The sequence below is a fragment of the Amycolatopsis sulphurea genome (assembly GCF_002564045.1).
GTDB lineage: Bacteria > Actinomycetota > Actinomycetes > Mycobacteriales > Pseudonocardiaceae > Amycolatopsis > Amycolatopsis sulphurea.
Map to the genome: position 1 here is coordinate 5,256,244 of NZ_PDJK01000002.1, position 14,950 is coordinate 5,271,193.

At 70.9% G+C, this 14,950-nt stretch carries 10 protein-coding genes and 2 pseudogenes; 3 read left to right on the forward strand and 9 right to left on the reverse strand.

Annotation, left to right across the window (positions count from 1 at the left end):
* Window positions 1-4 precede the first annotated feature (4 nt).
* The 5 genes and pseudogenes from ATK36_RS30020 to ATK36_RS32620 all read right to left on the reverse strand — a co-directional run.
* Window positions 5-418, reverse strand: a pseudogene (locus tag ATK36_RS30020) (DinB family protein); the annotation flags it as partial.
* A gap of 89 nt (window positions 419-507) precedes the next feature.
* On the reverse strand, window positions 508-2,418 hold the full coding sequence (locus ATK36_RS30025; RefSeq protein WP_098514516.1) for a maleylacetate reductase and hydroxyquinol 1,2-dioxygenase domain-containing protein: 1,911 nt from the start codon (window positions 2,416-2,418) through the stop codon (window positions 508-510).
* 679 nt (window positions 2,419-3,097) lie between these two features.
* Window positions 3,098-3,916: an NAD-dependent epimerase/dehydratase family protein gene (locus ATK36_RS30030; RefSeq protein WP_098514517.1), complete on the reverse strand. Its 819-nt coding sequence runs from the start codon at window positions 3,914-3,916 to the stop codon at window positions 3,098-3,100.
* A gap of 24 nt (window positions 3,917-3,940) precedes the next feature.
* Window positions 3,941-4,753 carry an IclR family transcriptional regulator gene (locus ATK36_RS30035; RefSeq protein WP_098514518.1) on the reverse strand — a complete coding sequence of 271 codons (813 nt, stop codon included), beginning with the start codon at window positions 4,751-4,753 and terminating at the stop codon, window positions 3,941-3,943.
* 98 nt (window positions 4,754-4,851) lie between these two features.
* Window positions 4,852-4,998 (reverse strand): hypothetical protein, encoded by a 147-nt coding sequence (locus tag ATK36_RS32620; RefSeq protein WP_170069639.1) that lies wholly within the window; start codon window positions 4,996-4,998, stop codon window positions 4,852-4,854.
* A gap of 4 nt (window positions 4,999-5,002) precedes the next feature.
* On the opposite strand from ATK36_RS32620, the gene ATK36_RS30040 reads away from it, so the two are divergent.
* The 3 genes and pseudogenes from ATK36_RS30040 to ATK36_RS30050 all read left to right on the forward strand — a co-directional run bounded on the left by ATK36_RS30040 (window position 5,003) and on the right by ATK36_RS30050 (window position 8,885).
* Entirely contained in the window at window positions 5,003-6,259 is a 1,257-nt protein-coding gene (locus tag ATK36_RS30040) for a glucarate dehydratase family protein (protein ID WP_098514519.1), read from the forward strand.
* 4 nt (window positions 6,260-6,263) lie between these two features.
* A pseudogene (locus ATK36_RS30045) lies at window positions 6,264-7,419 on the forward strand (hypothetical protein).
* Window positions 7,420-7,430: 11 nt separating this feature from the next.
* The gene (locus ATK36_RS30050) at window positions 7,431-8,885 is read left to right on the forward strand and encodes an aldehyde dehydrogenase (NADP(+)) (RefSeq protein WP_098514520.1); all 1,455 of its coding nucleotides are present in this window, start codon (window positions 7,431-7,433) and stop codon (window positions 8,883-8,885) included.
* Between the two features lie 227 nt (window positions 8,886-9,112).
* Here ATK36_RS30050 and ATK36_RS30055 read toward each other — a convergent pair whose 3' ends face one another.
* The 4 genes from ATK36_RS30055 to ATK36_RS30070 are packed head-to-tail and all read right to left on the reverse strand — an operon-like array spanning window position 9,113 to window position 14,950.
* A complete protein-coding gene (locus ATK36_RS30055; protein WP_098514521.1) occupies window positions 9,113-10,252 on the reverse strand; it encodes a VWA domain-containing protein in 1,140 nt (379 codons plus the stop codon).
* A complete protein-coding gene (locus ATK36_RS30060; RefSeq protein WP_098514522.1) occupies window positions 10,249-12,432 on the reverse strand; it encodes a DUF5682 family protein in 2,184 nt (727 codons plus the stop codon). The genes ATK36_RS30055 and ATK36_RS30060 overlap by 4 nt, the downstream gene beginning before the upstream one ends.
* Window positions 12,429-13,514: an ATP-binding protein gene (locus tag ATK36_RS30065; RefSeq protein WP_098514523.1), complete on the reverse strand. Its 1,086-nt coding sequence runs from the start codon at window positions 13,512-13,514 to the stop codon at window positions 12,429-12,431. The genes ATK36_RS30060 and ATK36_RS30065 overlap by 4 nt, the downstream gene beginning before the upstream one ends.
* Window positions 13,511-14,950 (reverse strand): DUF5691 domain-containing protein, encoded by a 1,440-nt coding sequence (locus ATK36_RS30070; protein ID WP_098514524.1) that lies wholly within the window; start codon window positions 14,948-14,950, stop codon window positions 13,511-13,513. The genes ATK36_RS30065 and ATK36_RS30070 overlap by 4 nt, the downstream gene beginning before the upstream one ends.

The following is a 14,950-nucleotide window of genomic DNA, read 5'->3' on the forward strand; positions in this document are numbered from 1 at the left end:
GCCCTCAGTCGGCGAGGAGCTGTTCGCGCAGGATGTCGGCGTGGCCGCTGTGGTGGGCCAGTTCCCGCAGAACCTGCAGGTATACCCAGCGAAGCGTGCGTGGTCCGGACCGGTGGCCGGTCACGACGGCGTCCAGCGGCAGCCCCTCGGCCGCCTTCCGGGCGGTGGCGCAGGCTTCCCGATGGGCGGCGACGACGGAGGCGATGGTGTCGCCTTCGGTGAGCTGAAAGGATTCGTCCGGGCTGGTAACCAGGCCGAGGTCCCGGCGGGAGGTGCCGCCGACGCACTCCTCGAACCACACCCGCTGCATCCACGTGACGTGCTTGAGCAGCCCGAGCACCGTCGTCGCCGACGGGACGAGCCGGTGGCGGGCCTGCTCCTCGGTGAGTCCGTCGAGCGTCTTCTCGAGTTCCCTGCGGCGAAGCTGTGAAGGGGCCCTTCACGGACTCAGAGTCCGTGAAGGGCCCCTTCACAGACTTGGCCTGGACAGCGTAGTGCGCCGCAGTGTCAGGCGGGGGCGATGCGGAAGGTGAAGTCGAGGCGGCGCCAGCCGGAGTCCGGGGTGCTGCCGTCCGGGGCTGGTCCGGTTTGCTCGGCGAAGTCGACGATCAGCCCGTCCTTCACCCCGAACACGGTGTCCGAGCCGAGGTACTCGCCGCCGCGCACGAACAGCTGGGTGACCAGGGTCCGGTAGCCCGGTTTGGCGATCATGAAGTGCAGGTGCGGTGCGCGGAACGGGTGGCGGCGCGTTTCGGCGAGCATCCGGCCGACCGGTCCGTCGTCGGGGATCGGGTACGGCGAGGGCAGGATGGTCCGGAATCGCAGCCTGCCTTGCGGGTCGGTGCGGAATCGGGCGCGCAGCACCGGACCGTCCACATCGGGCAGCTGCACGTCGTAGAAGCCGTCCTCATTGGACTGCCAGACGTCCACTGTGGCTTCCGCGACCGGCGTGCCCGCGGTATCCGTTACTCGTACGTCCGTCCATAGTGGAGTTCCTGGCAGCCCGTCCGCGAGGTTCGCGCCCTGCTCGGTTTCCGGTGGTCCGGCCACGTAGAACGGGCCGAGCACGGCCGAGGGGGTGGTGTCCGGGGTTCGCGAATTGGTGAGCACGTCCACCACGCTCGATACGCCGAGGGTGTCGGAAAGCAGGATGAACTCCTGTCGGGTGTCAGAGCTGATCTGCCCCGCCTTGGTGAGGAAATCGATCGCGTGCTGCCACTCCTGCTGGGTCAGATCGGTGCGCAGCACGTACGAGTGCAGCGTGCGGACCAATTCGGACAGCAGTTCCCGCAGTCGTGGATCCGGTGTGGCGGCGAAGCTTTCCACGACCTCGGCCGTCAATCCGCGTAGATCGGGTGGTGTGCCCTCGGCGGGTGCGGGGCGAGCGCCGGACCACGCGGCGTGCAGCAGGTTCTCGATGCCGTCACGGGTGAGCGTACGAGGGTTCGGATACGGCGCGGCAATGGCCAACTCGGCTGCCTTGTCGAGATCCGCCTCGGCCAGCCCGAGTTCGGCGAGGGATTGCGGCACCGGCAGGGTGGCGACCAGGTCGTACACCGCGGTCGGTGCGTCCGGGGCGCCGAGGGCTTCGGCGATGCGCCGCATGGCTTCCGGCGCGCCCGATGCGTTGTACGCCATTGCGTGCGCCAGTACGACGGTGTGGGTTTCCGCGTGGGGCAGGCCGAAAGTGCCTCCGAGCGTGTGGCAGAGTTTGTGGTGCAGGCCCATGCCGACCGAACCGAGGCAGGAACCGGCCAGCCAGGCGGCCCGCAGTGCCGCGGTTCGTGCGTCCACATCGGACGGATCGGCCGCGATTCGCGGCAGTGCCGAGGCGAGCAGCCGGATCGATTCCAGGGCGAACTGGTCGATCACCGGGTTGGCGTCGGCGGAGTAGAGCGCTTCCACCGCGTGCGCGAGCGCGTTGATCCCGCTGGTCATCGAGAGCCGGACCGGGAGCCCCATGGTGAGTTCGACGTCGTACACGACCACCTCGGGCAGCACCTTCGGAGACGACCGGGTGGTCTTGCGCCCGCCGGTGGTCTCGCCGAGCACCGGCGTCATCTCGGAACCGGCATAGGTGGTGGGCACGATGATCTGCGGCAGATCCGTGCGCAGCGCGATCGCTTTCGCCAGCCCTGTTGCCGAGCCGCCGCCGATCGCGACCACACAATCCACCCCTGCTGCGGCTTTGACCGCCCGCTCGGTGACCTCGACCGGCGTGTGCATGGCGGCGCCATCGAACCGGACGGCCAGCGCCGCACCGAGCGACTCGGCGGCGCGGTCCACCGGACCGGTCAGCGTCGGCCCGCCGAGCAGCAGCACCCGGCTCGCCCCGAGCCGGCGCACTTCGGCGGGCAGGGCGTCCAGCGTGCCCCGGCCGAACACGATCCGGGCCGGGTTGGCGGTGTAGGTGAACATCGTCGATTCCCTCGGGTTGGTGGCGTTCGCGGTCGGTGGTCGGGATGGGGCGGTGGTGGGGTGATCGTCTCGGTCGGGTGGGTGACTCGGTACGGCGGTGCGGGTCACTGCCTCGATGGGGGTGGCTGGCCGCTTCGGCGGGGATGGGTGACCGGTGCGACGGGTCGGCTGGCTTGCGCGGTGGATGACCGGCGCAGTGGGTGCTTGGTGGGTTCGGCCGGTGCAGTGGGTTTGATGCTGGGTGCGGTGGCTTGCCGCCAATCGCGGCGGAGTGGTTGTCTGCGTGGTCGGTTGGCGGCCTGGGCGGTGGGTTGGCTTCCCCATCGCCCCGCTTCCCTGCCGCTCCGTTGAGGCGGCGATCGGCCCGTAGGCTGAGGCGGGTGTTCTCGATTCTGCCCGGAATCACTCTTTTGCCCGGCATTGCCGTGTCCTGCCGCCTGGTCGACCTGTTCTGGGAAGTGCACACCGGCCATGTCACGGTTCGCAACCGAAGCGACATGACTTCATCATTCGGATTCTTCCGCATGTGTCCCGAATATCCGCATAGCGGGGGACCGGATTACTGTGCGACCACGCGGCATGGTACGTGCGGCGGCGAACGAACGGCCCTGAAGGGGTGGCCCTGGACGGGCGGCACCCGAACGCGTCGTTGTAGGCGCCCAGCGTCAGCATCGGCGCGTCACAGCGGGTTGAACTCGCCCAGTGACGCCGTACAGAACGAACCGCCGACGTACTCCGCTTCGGTGGGCGTCGGCTTCGTGGGCAGCTGTTCGGCGAAGGTCTCGGCGTTGTCGTGTGACTGGTAGCCCAGCGCTTCGGCTTCGGCTAGGGAGTAGATCCGGCGGGTGTTGTCCGAAACGCCCCAGACGAGGCGATAACCCGGCGAAGGCGCGCTCAGGCAGGCCTCGAACAGTCGTGCACCGTCGTCCGGTGAAAGCCACGTGATCAGCCCGCGGGGGCCGAGCGGTATGGGCGTCTCGAAGCACGAGCCGATCCGCACCACGATGACGTCCATGCCGAAACGTGAGGCGTACAAGCTGCCCAGCGCCTCGATGACGGCTTTGCTGACGCCGTAGTAGGTATCCGGGCGTGGGCTCGAATCGGCGGGCAGGCCGGCGTTGCCCACCTCCTCCGTCTTGCGGAAGCCCACTGCGTGGTTGCTGGACGCGAGGATCACGCGCTTGATCCCGGCTTCGCGGGCGGCTTCGAGCACGGTGTGTGTGCCGTCGATGTTGACGTCGAGCGTTGCTTTCCACGAGTTTTCGCGGCTGTGGCCGCCGAGATGGATCAGGGCGTCGGTGCCTTCGCAGGCGGCGGCCATGACGGCCGGGTCGGTGACGGAGCCGGTCATGATCTCGACGGCCTCGTCGGCGCCGGCCGTGGGCTGCTCGGCGAGGTCGAGCAGCCGCAACACTCGCCCGGAGCGACGCAGCCGTGGCCGCATCAGAGTGCCGACGACGCCGGCCGCTCCGGTGATCAGCACACGCTCGTCGGGCATCTGGTTCCCTTCCGGAGCGAGAGGTCAGCGGATTCCGGCTCGACGCAGCTGCTGCCCGAGTTCGGCGGTGGTCTCGGCCAGCAGCGCGCCCACGCGTTCGGCGTCTGCGTCGGTGACCTGGTCGGCCGGCATCGAGCAGCTCATCGCGTCGGTGCCGGGGATGCGGTACGGGATCACTGCGGCGACACAGCGTACGCCAGGGGTGCCTTCTTCGAGCTCGGCCGCGTACCCGCGATCACGGGTGCGCGCGAGATCGGCATGCAGCTCTTCGCGACTGGTGATGGTGTGCGGGGTGAGTGGTGACAGCTTGGCCGGTAGCAGGTCTTCGATCTCGTCGTGGGTCAGCTCGGCCAGCAGTGCCTTGCCGAGCGCGGTGGCGTGTGTGGGCAGGGTGCGGCCGACCCGTGAGACCAAGTGGGTGGAGCGCTGCGCTTCGCGCGTCTCCAGGTACACCACCTCGGTGCCGTTGCGGCGCGCGAAATGCGCGGTGAACCCGGTCTTCTCGCGGATGCGTTCGAGCGCTTCGGTGGCGAAGGGCACGATCGCGTCGCGGTCCAGGTACGCGGTGCCGCAGATGAGCGCGCGTACGCCGAGCCGGTACCGCGTGGAGTTCGCATCCGCCTCCAGCCAGCCCGCTTCCAGCAGGGTGCGCAGCAGGCCGTGCAGGCTGGATCGCGGGAACCCGGTGCGTGCGTGCAGATCCGAGAGCGAGAGCCAGACGTCGTTCGCGGCGAAGGTTTCGAGCAGGTCGATGGCGCGCCGGGCGGATTTCACTCCCGATGCGCCCGTGCCGGCGGCAGCGGGGTCCGGGGCGTCGGGAACGGCGAACCGCGCCATAAGGGGCCTCCGACCGGCGGTTGACCTGTGAGCCCGGCCATATTAGCGTCCGGAACTTCGTTCTTGTGCATGAAGATGGTCACGATAGCAGACGCAATTCAAGAATGTGAACATTGGAGCACGTGCTGATGCCCCGGACCGAGATCGAGCTGGACGGCCTGCTGGCGTTCCCGCTCACGCCGTTCGCCGCCGACCTCGAAGTCGACCTCGGCGTAATGATCGGCACAGTAAGCGAATCGAGGCACGCTGATGAAGATTCGGGACGTGGTACTCACCCCGGTCGCATTCGCGGATCCGCCGCTGCTGAACGTGATGGGCGTACACGAGCCGTACGCGTTGCGCAGTGTGGTTCAGCTGGTCTGCGAAGACGGCGTTGTGGGTCTCGGCGAGTCGTACGGCGACGAGGCTTTCCTCAGCGAGGTACGCAAGGTCGTGCCGGGGCTGGCCGGGCACGACGTGTTCGACCTGCCGGGGCTGAAACGGCTCGTCGCGCGCACGCTGGCCGGCACTGTTGTGACAGATGAGCACGGCCTGATCGGCGGGTTCTCGATCCGCAAGACGATCGCCAGTGTGTACTCGCTGTTCGAGGTCGCCTGCCTGGACGCGCAGGGGCACGCCCTGGGCCGTCCGGTGGTGGACCTGCTCGGCGGCAAGGCCCGCGACGAGGTCGACTTCTCCGCGTACCTGTTCTACAAGTACGGCGCGCATATCGGTGCCGACGAGGACAGCTGGGGTGAGGTCGTGACGCCGGAGGCACTCGTCGGCGCGGCGAAGCGCATGGTCGACGAGTACGGCTTCCGCTCGATCAAGCTCAAAGGCGGCGTTTTCGAGCCGTCGCAGGAGATCGCGGGCATCTGTGCGCTCGCCGAGGCCTTCCCCGGGTACCCGTTGCGGATCGACCCTAATGGGGCGTGGACCCCGGAGACCGGCGTACGCGTGGCAGGGGAACTTGACGGCGTACTGGAGTACCTCGAAGACCCCACGCCCGGTATCGAGGGCATGGCCCGGGTTGCGGAGCGAGCAAGTATGCCGTTGGCCACCAATATGTGCGTGGTGAACCTCGGTGACATCGAACCGGCGTTCCGTGCGCGCGCGATCGGTGTGCTGCTGTCGGACCACCACTTCTGGGGCGGTATGCGTGACACCCAGGCGTTGTCGATCACCTGCGAGAGCTTCGGCGTCGGGCTGTCGATGCACTCCAACAGTCACCTCGGCATCAGTCTCGCCGCGATGGTGCACGTGGCCGCCGCGACACCGCACCTGACGTACGCGTGCGACACGCACTGGCCGTGGAAGACGGCCGACGTGATCGCACCTGGCGCGCTGGAGTTTCATGGCGGCGCTGTGACAGTGCCGGAACGGCCGGGCCTCGGTATCGAACTGGACGCCGACGCACTCGCGGTGGCGCACGAGAACTATGTCCGATGTGGACTGATGAAGCGGGACGACGTCACGTACATGCGGAAGTACCGGCCGGAGTTCGAGCCGAACACGGCGAGGTGGTGACGCGGTGAAGGTGACCGGCTACGCATATCCGTGGGACGTGCTCGGTGACCCGGGCTTCGTTGACCGCGTACGTGATCTCGGCGTGGACGAGGTCGCGGTGGCGTTGGCCTACCACAGCGCCAGCGCGGCCACACCGTGGTCGCCCGACCGTGCTTCGGTGATTGCGCGGACCGCGACGAGTTACCGTTCGGTGCGCGAAGAGGCGTGGGCAGGCCGCGAGCTGGTTCCGGCTACTCCGGACTGGGTCGCCCAGCCGGACAGCGGCGGTGACGCCGTGCGGCTGCTGAACGCAGCGGGTGTGCCGTGCGCGGCATGGCTCGTGCTGACCCACAACTCTCAGCTGGGAGCCGCGTTTCCGGGGTACGCGGTGCGAAATTGCTTCGGCGAGACGTACCCGTGGGCGTTGTGCCCCTCGCAACCTGCAGTCCGCGAGTACGCAGCGACGCTGGCTTCGGAGGTTGTGACGGGGCTTGATCTGTCGTCGGTGATCCTGGAAGCGTGCGGCCCGCTTTGGCGCCGTACACCAGCATCAGCACGAGAAGACCGACGGTGTGTGGGCGCCGGCGGTCGCGCGGGTGCTTTCGATTTGCTGCTGTACGGCGTGTGCCGAAGGCTGGATCGGGTGGAACCCGGAGGAAGTACGCGAGCAGCTGTGTACCGAGGTACGCAGGCTGGTGGCCACCGCCGACCTCACAGTGACCGAGGACGCGCTTCCTGCGGCGCTGAAGGAAATACTGCTGGGCGGACGGCAGAACGCCACCGATGCCCTGCGTGGTGCAGTGCTCGCGGAGCTGAAGCCCGGTACGCGGATTGTGTTGCACGGTGCGCTCGATCCGTGGGCCACCGGTGCGTTGCCTGGGCTTACGCCGAATGCTGCCGACGACGCTGCCGTTGTCGTGGTGCAGAACTGGGCGTCGGGGCAGGGAAGCGTCGATGCTGTGGCTGCAGCGCGGAAGGCGTTGCCTCAGGAGGTGGCTGTGGGCAGCTACGTCACTGCCGTCGCAGCAGAGCCGGTGTCGGACATCGAAGCGTACGTGGGCGAACTCGGCCGCGCGGGCGCTACTGAACTGCACCTCTACCATCTGGGCTTGGCAGGCCCTGCGCGGTGGCCGGATCTGCATACTGCGGTCGCCGCTGCACACCGAGTGTCGCGAAACTGAACGAGGAGATCATGAGTCTGGAAACCTCCGAAGCGGACCTGGAACGAGTACTCGGCGCGGCGGCTGCGGCTGCGCGGCCCTTTGCCGCGAGTACGCCCGCGGAACGCGCAGGCTGGCTGACGGCTGTGGCCGACGCGCTCGACGCGGAGGCCGAGGAGCTGATCGCGCTTGCGCACGCCGAGACCCACCTGCCGGCCGCTCCGCGGCTGAAGGGCGAGCTGGCCCGCACCACGTTCCAGCTGCGGTTGTTCGGCGAGGTGCTGCGTGACGGCGCCTACCTCGGCGCCACCGTCGACCACGCCGATCCGGGATGGCCGATGGGGCCGCGTCCGGACATCCGCCGCGTGCTCGTGCCGGTCGGGCCGGTGCTGGTGTTCGCGGCGAGCAACTTCCCGTTCGCGTTCAGCGTGGCGGGCGGTGACACCGCGTCCGCGCTCGCCGCCGGGTGCCCGGTGGTGCTGAAGGCGCACCCGGGGCACGAGGAGCTGTCTACGCGTACCGGGGAGATCGTGGCCGCCGCGCTCGTCGCGGCCGGTGCGCCGGAGGGCGCGTTCGCCGTGATCCACGGGGTGGAGCAGGGCGTGGCCGCGTTGCGGGACCGGCGGATCGCGGCGGCCTCGTTCACCGGCTCGGTGCCCGGTGGGCGGGCGCTGTTCGACATCGCGATGGCTCGGCCGGCGCCGATCCCGTTCTACGGCGAGCTGGGCAGCGTGAACCCGGTGATCGTCACGCCGGGCGCGCTCACCGCGCGGGGCGAGGCCGTGGCCAAGGGGTACGCCGGGTCGTTCAGCCTCGGTGCCGGGCAGTTCTGCACCAAGCCGGGCCTGCTGCTCGTCCCCGAAGGGCACGGCCTGGAGGACACCCTGCGCGAGGCCGTCGGCGGCGTCGCCCGGCAGGACATGCTGAACGAGCGCATCGCCGCCGGTTTCGCGAACAAGCTGGCCGAGCTGCGTGCAGCGCCGGGCGTCTCGTCACTGGTGGAGGGCGACCGTCAGGATCTCGGCTGCACGCCGAGCCTGCTGACCACCACCGCGAAGGAGTTCCTGGCCGGCGGTAATGCGGTCCGCGAGGAACACTTCGGCCCGGCGTCGCTCGTCGTCACCTACGCCGACCAGGCCGAGCTGATCGAGGTCCTCGACACGCTCGAACCCGGCCTCACCGCGACTGTGCACGGCGAAGAGGACGAAGCCGAGTACGTGCGCGCGCTGCTGCCTTCGCTCACCAGGCTGGCCGGGCGGCTGCTGTGGAACGACTGGCCCACCGGTGTCACGGTGAGCTGGGCACAGCAGCATGGCGGCCCGTACCCGGCCACAACGGCACCGACCACCACTTCGGTCGGCACCGCGGCCATCGAGCGCTTCCTGCGCCCGGTCGCCTGGCAGGGCTTCCCGGACGCGTTGCTGCCGGAGGCGCTGCGTGAGGGCAACCCGTGGCAGCTGCCTCGGCGTACGGACGGGGCGCGCTGACCGTTCGCGCCTGATCCTTTGCCCACGGCTGCTCGGCGGCAACCCCGTTCGCGGCTCCTGCGTCCGGGACCACGCTGTGAAGGGGCCCTTCACGGACTGATTCCGTGAAGGGCCCCTTCACAGACCTCCGCGGTCTGGCCCGGCGGGGCCAGACAGCACGGCCGCGTACGCCCTCCCTCGCGCCGTTATTCCCGGGCCGCCGTGGGGGAGCGACGTGGGGAGCGGCGTCAATCCTCGCCTGCCCAGCGGGCCAGGTCCTCGTGGCGCAATGCGGCGGCCAGCAGGTCCGGGAACCGGTCGGGCGTACAGGCGAACGCCGGTACGCCCAGCTCCGCCAGCGCGGCGGCGTTGTCGTGGTCGTGGCTCGGTGTGCCCGCGTCGGACAGCGCCAGCAGGGTCACCACCTGTACCCCGGCGCCGGTCAGCTCGGCGACCCGGCGCAGCAGGTCTTCGCGGACCCCGCCCTCGTACAGATCGCTGATCAGCACCAGCAGCGTCTGCTCGGGGCGTTCGACCAGGCCCTGGCAGTAGGCCAGCGCGCGGGCGATGTCCGTGCCCCCGCCGAGCTGGGTGCCGAAGAGCAGCTCGACCGGATCGTCGAGATGTTCGGTGAGGTCCACGACTGCGGTGTCGAAGGCGACGAACTTCGTGCTCAACGCCCGCATCGAGGCCAGCGCCGCGCCGAATACCCCCGAGTAGACCACGGATTCCGCCATCGAGCCGGACTGGTCCACGGCCAGCACCACGTCCCGGCGCACGCTGTTCTCCCGGCGGCCGTAGCCGATCAGCCGTTCCGGCACCACGGTGCGGAGGTCGGGGGAGTAGTGCCGCAGATTCGCCCGCACGGTCCGCTCCCAGTCGATGTCGCCGCCGCGTGGCCGGCGGGTTCGTGCGGCGCGGTCGAGCGCTCCGCGCACCGCGGACCGGGTGCGTTCGGCGAGCCGCTCTTCCAGCTCGGCGACCACCTTGCGCACCACCTCGCGGGCGGTCTCCTTGGTCTCTTCCGGGAGCACGCCGTTCAGCGACAACAGCGTGCCGACCAGGTGCACATCCGGCTCGACGGCGGCGAGCAGCTCCGGCTCCAGCAGCATCCGGGTCAGGCCGAGCCGGTCCACCGCGTCGCGTTGCAGCACCTGGACCACGGAACCGGGGAAGTACTGCCGGATGTCGCCGAGCCACCGGGCCACCCGCGGTGCCGAGGCACCCAGCCCGCCGCGGCGCCGATCGCCCCGGCGGGTGGCGCGTTCGTCGTACAGCTGCGCCAGCACACCGTCCACTCCACTGTCCTGTTCGGACAGCGCATGGCCGGTGCCGTCCTCCTCTCCGCCGAGCACGAGCCGCCAGCGGCGCAGGTTTTCCGGCGTCATCGGGCGGCTCCCAGCAGGGTGGCGAAGACCGGCAGGACGGACTCGCCGCGTTCGAGGTCGCCGAGGTCGTCGGTGGCCCGCGCGGACGGGGCGATCCGGCCGGACAGGGTCGCGGCACGTTCGCCGATGGCTCGTTTCTCCGGCCCGGCGAAGGCGCCGAAAGTCCGGCGCAGCAACGGAAGCACCTCCGGGAACACGGCCGGCGGGATGTCGCCGAGCCAGGTGTCCACGACACGCAGCATCCGCTCGTCGTGCACCAGCAGCAGTGCGCCGCCGGCGAAGAATCCCTCCACGTACGCAGCGCCGTCGGACGGGGCGACGCCGGCCGTCAGTACTCGGCCCAGCCGCACCTCGACCTCTGCGCTGCCGAGCAGGTCCGCGTCGTGGAGCAGCCGCGCGACCCGGCCCGCGAGCAACGGAGGTAGCGCGCTGCGCTCGACGAGGCGGGTCAATGCGGCGAACCAGCGTTCCCGCGCCGCCTGGCCGAGCAGGTCGGCAGCTGTGTGGACTTCGTCGACCAGCTCGCAGAATCGCGCAGCGGCTGCTTCGTCCGCGCCGTGCACTGCCGGTGGCAGCCCGGTGCAGACGCGCGCGAGGATGCGATCGGCGACCGCGTGCAGTTGCGTGGTCTCGGTGCCGCGTACGTCGCCGTAGCGAGTCGCGCGGGCCAGCGGGGGCAGCGCGGCCATCAGATGCGCGACGTCGGCATCAGCGGCGGCGCGGGTGTCGAGCGCGGCGAGTACTTCCGGCAATGCGTCGCCGAGATCGGCCAGCAGGCAATTCTCCACCGCAGCGGTGATGTCGGCCAGCAAAGGGGCTTCGGCCACGGTCTCGCGCACCACCGCGCTCGCCGCGGCGGCCACCGTGGTGCCGTGTGCGGCGGCGGCGACCAGATCGACTTCGAACCCCGGTTCCCAGCACAGCGTCCAGGTCTCACGGAACGTGCCCTTGCCGCGGATCGACGAGATTTCCGGCTCGCCCCAACGGATGTCGAGTACCAGCAGACGGTGCAGCAGCCGCGAGCGGTCCAGCCCGCCCGGGGTACGCAGGTCGAGATCCAGCTCCCGGGCGACCGGCGTGCGAGGGAGCCGCAGCCGCCGGGCGGTGGCGGTGAGATCGGCGGCCAGCGGCGCCTGCGGCACCGATTCCGGGACCTCGCCCAGCGCCTCGCCGACCACCAGCCGCCGGGTGACCAGATCGGCCCGCACGTCGTCCCCGCCGCACAGCACCGCGCGGGTGGCCGCGTCGACCTCGGCGAGCCCGGCGGACGCCCGTCCGCGCAAGGCGGCCAGCGTGTCCGCGAGCCGGACCGCCTCGATCACGTGCGCCGTCGAGACCGGGAGATCCTCATCCCGCAGCACCCCGGCGACCGCGGTGAGCCAGCGCGTGGTGACGTCGCCGGTGATGGTGAACAGGTGGTGGTACCAGCCGGGGGAGCGCACGCCCGCGCCGTATCCGGTGGCCGTGGCGAGCCTGCCGTGCGTCCACGGCACCCAGGTGCACACCACCTTGCGCTTCGGCAGTCCTTTGAGGACGGACCGGTCCGCGGTGGCGGGCGGCAGCGGATCGGCCAGCGCGGGCACATGCCAGGCACCGCACACCACGGCGATGCGTTCGAAGCCCTCCTTGCGGGTCTTCCGCAGCACCGTGCGCATGTACGCCTCGCGCTGCTGCTCGTGCGGATCGGGCGGCCGTTCGTCCTCCCGCAGCGCGGTCATCGCCTCGGCGATCACCTCGAACGGCGATTCGCCGCCGCGGCGCGATTCGACGAAGTCGTCCCACCACCGTTCGGGATCGTCGTAGCCACCGGCTGCGGCGAGTTCGGCGAGCGGATCGGCCTGTGGCGCCTTCGGCTCCGTCTCGGCGGCGAATTGGTGCGCGGCCGGCAGATCACAGAACCGCACCGGGATGCCGGCGCCGGTCGCGTAACGCAGCGCCTGCCATTCCGGGCTGAACACGGCGAACGGCCAGAACGCCGCCCGCGCGACCTCGTCGGCGGCGTAGGCCAGCAACGCCACCGGCGGGCGCAGGGCTTCGTCGGCCGCGAAGTCCACCAGCCGGTCGGCCTCCGGCGGGCCTTCGATCAGCACGACGTCCGGCGCCAGCTCGGCCAGCCGCGCGGCCACCGCTCGCGCCGAGCCCGGCCCGTGATGGCGGATGCCGAGCAGATGCGTGCTCATCCGGCGATCTCCTGGCCCGCCCGGTAGAAGTCGGCCCAGCCCTCGCGTTCGCGGACCACGGTCTCCAGGTATTCGGCCCAGATCGCGCGGTCGGCGACCGGGTCCTTCACCACCGCGCCGTGCAGGCCGGCCGCGACGTCGTGGGCCCGCAGCACCCCGTCGCCGAAGTGCGCGGCGAGCGCGAGACCGCCGGTGAGCACGCTGATCGCCTCCGCGGTGGACAGCGTGCCGGACGGCGTCTTGACCGCCGTGCGCCCATCCTCGGTACGGCCGGAGCGCAACTCCCGGAACACGGTGACCACCCGGCGGATCTCCGCGAGATCGGCGGCGCCGGCCGGCAGCGACAGCGCGCTCCCGAGCTGCTCGACCCGGCGGCGGACGATCTCCACCTCGGCCTCGGCGGTGCCGGGCAGCGGCAGCACGACGGTGTTGAACCGCCGCCGCAGCGCGCTGGACAGCTCGTTCACCCCCTTGTCGCGGTTGTTGGCGGTGGCCACCAGGGTGAACCCCGGCCGGGCCTGCACCTCGGTGCCCAGTTCCGGGATCGGCAGGGTCTTCTCGGACAGGATCGTGATCAGCGAGTCCTGCACCTCCGCCGGGATCCGGGTGAGCTCTTCGAGCCGGGCGACCTTGCCCTCGCGCATCGCGCGCAGCACCGGGCTTTGCACCAGCGCCCGGTCGCTCGGGCCCTCGGCGATCAGGCGGGCGTAGTTCCAGCCGTAGCGGATCTGCTCCTCGGTGCTGCCCGCGGTGCCCTGCACCAGCAGCGTCGAGTCGCCGCTGACCGCCGCCGCGAGATGCTCGGACACCCAGGTCTTCGCGGTGCCGGGGACGCCGAGCAGCAGCAGCGCCCGGTCGGTGGCCAGGGTGGCGACGGCGACCTCGATCAGCCGCCGCGGGCCGACGTACTTGGGCGAGATCTCGGTGCCGTCGTCGAGCGTCCCGCCGAGCAGGTAGGTGACCACGGCCCACGGCGAGAGCCGCCAGGACGGCGGTTTCGCACGGTCGTCGGCCCCCGCGAGCGCGGCCAGCTCCGTGGCGTATTCCTGTTCGGCGTGCGGCCGGAGGACGGCGGACGTCATGAGAGCTCCTCGTGCATTTCGCGGCGGAAGAGAAGGGTTTCGGCGACGGTGCGGCGCCACGGGACGGCCTCGCCGAGCGGCGGGACCGCGGCGAGCGGGTGATCGAGACAGGCCGGGGGGACGGCCTTGGCGACGAGCGTCGCCGCGTGCGCCACCAGCCGGTGGTCGGGTTGTTCTGCGACCCAGCCGAGCAGCACCCGCCCGAGCTGCGGCGACCACGGGCGGGGCAGGTCGAGGATCAGCCGGGTCAGCGTTTCGATCGGCAGCCCACGGGTGAGCTTCGCGACCGTGGCGGCTTGGCCGTCCGGGGAGAGCACGCCGACCAGCTCGGCGGTGGCCCGGCCGCCCGGCTCGGCCTCCACCAGCGCCTGCGCCCAGCCTTCGTCGCGCTGGCGAAGCGCCGCGGTGGCCCAGCCTTCCCGCACCGGATTCCGCGGCACGCCCTCCACGAGCATCCCGGCGAGTTCGCCCGGGGTGCCGAGCCGGTCCCAGAAACGCAGCGGCGTGGCGGCGATGAGGGCTCGCAGCCGCGCGGTGCCCTGGCTCGGGCCTGGCGGTATGCGGATCCCGTCTCCGGGCAGGGTGTCGTCCGGCTCCGGCAGGGTGAACCGGAGGACGTCGGCCCGCAACGTCCGGGTGTGCACGGTGACGCAGCCGGCCAGCCGCGCGGCCATCCGTTCGCCGACCGCGGAGCGGGGGAACCGGCCGGACAGCCGCAACGCGATGTCGCGGACCCCGGCCGCGCGATCGCCGAGCGCAGTTTCCAGGAACGGTTCGTCGGATGCTGCGAGGTGCTCGCCGAGCAGGGTGAGGAAGGCCGCGCGCAGCTCGGCGGGTTCGGTGGACCAGGTGCCGTGCAGTGCTTGCCTGGCCTGCTCCGGATCGGTGCGCAACGCGCGGGCGAACCAGGCCTGGCGTTGCGCGGACGTGCCGAACTGCCAGGCGCCGGCGGTGTCGTCCTCCGCGGAGGCGAGGAACGCCCATTCGGGATTGTGGCCGCCGAGCCAGGCTCCCGTGGCCCCCGCGACCTCGGCCAGCGGGACGCGCAGGGACACCCGCGACCGCGCCGCGTCGGCCAGCGCGGGCAAGTGCTCGGCCGGCACCCGCAGACGCCGCGCGGCGACCGCGTGCAGCCACTCTTCCAGCAGCTCGGGACGGTTGGCCGGCAGCAGCCGGACCAGTCGTTCGCGGGCTTGGGGCGACACCATTTCCCGGCCGTCCGGCGGGGCCGGTTCCAGCGGGTGCACCGCGGCGTGGGCGCGTTGCCCGGCCCGGCGATACCCGGTGACCACTGCGGCCGCGACGAGCGCCTGCTCGGCCGGGGTCTCGCGGCGCCGGGCGAGTTCCCGGATCCCCTTCGGCAACCCGGTCAGGTCGGCACTTCGCCGCCGGGTGCCGAGCAGCACCGCGCCGACGACCTCGTTCCAGGACGTCAT

What these genes read in the sequence shown, in the direction of transcription:
- ATK36_RS30035 (WP_098514518.1), bottom strand. Translation starts at nt 4,753, where the DNA reads ATGGCGCGGTTCGCCGTTCCCGACGCCCCGGACCCCGCTGCCGCCGGC.
- ATK36_RS30060 (WP_098514522.1), bottom strand. Translation starts at nt 12,432, where the DNA reads ATGAGCACGCATCTGCTCGGCATCCGCCATCACGGGCCGGGCTCGGCG.
- ATK36_RS30025 (WP_098514516.1), bottom strand. Translation starts at nt 2,418, where the DNA reads ATGTTCACCTACACCGCCAACCCGGCCCGGATCGTGTTCGGCCGGGGC.
- ATK36_RS30050 (WP_098514520.1), top strand. Translation starts at nt 7,431, where the DNA reads ATGAGTCTGGAAACCTCCGAAGCGGACCTGGAACGAGTACTCGGCGCG.
- ATK36_RS30040 (WP_098514519.1), top strand. Translation starts at nt 5,003, where the DNA reads ATGAAGATTCGGGACGTGGTACTCACCCCGGTCGCATTCGCGGATCCG.
- ATK36_RS30070 (WP_098514524.1), bottom strand. Translation starts at nt 14,950, where the DNA reads ATGACGTCCTGGAACGAGGTCGTCGGCGCGGTGCTGCTCGGCACCCGG.
- ATK36_RS30065 (WP_098514523.1), bottom strand. Translation starts at nt 13,514, where the DNA reads ATGACGTCCGCCGTCCTCCGGCCGCACGCCGAACAGGAATACGCCACG.
- ATK36_RS30030 (WP_098514517.1), bottom strand. Translation starts at nt 3,916, where the DNA reads ATGCCCGACGAGCGTGTGCTGATCACCGGAGCGGCCGGCGTCGTCGGC.
- ATK36_RS30055 (WP_098514521.1), bottom strand. Translation starts at nt 10,252, where the DNA reads ATGACGCCGGAAAACCTGCGCCGCTGGCGGCTCGTGCTCGGCGGAGAG.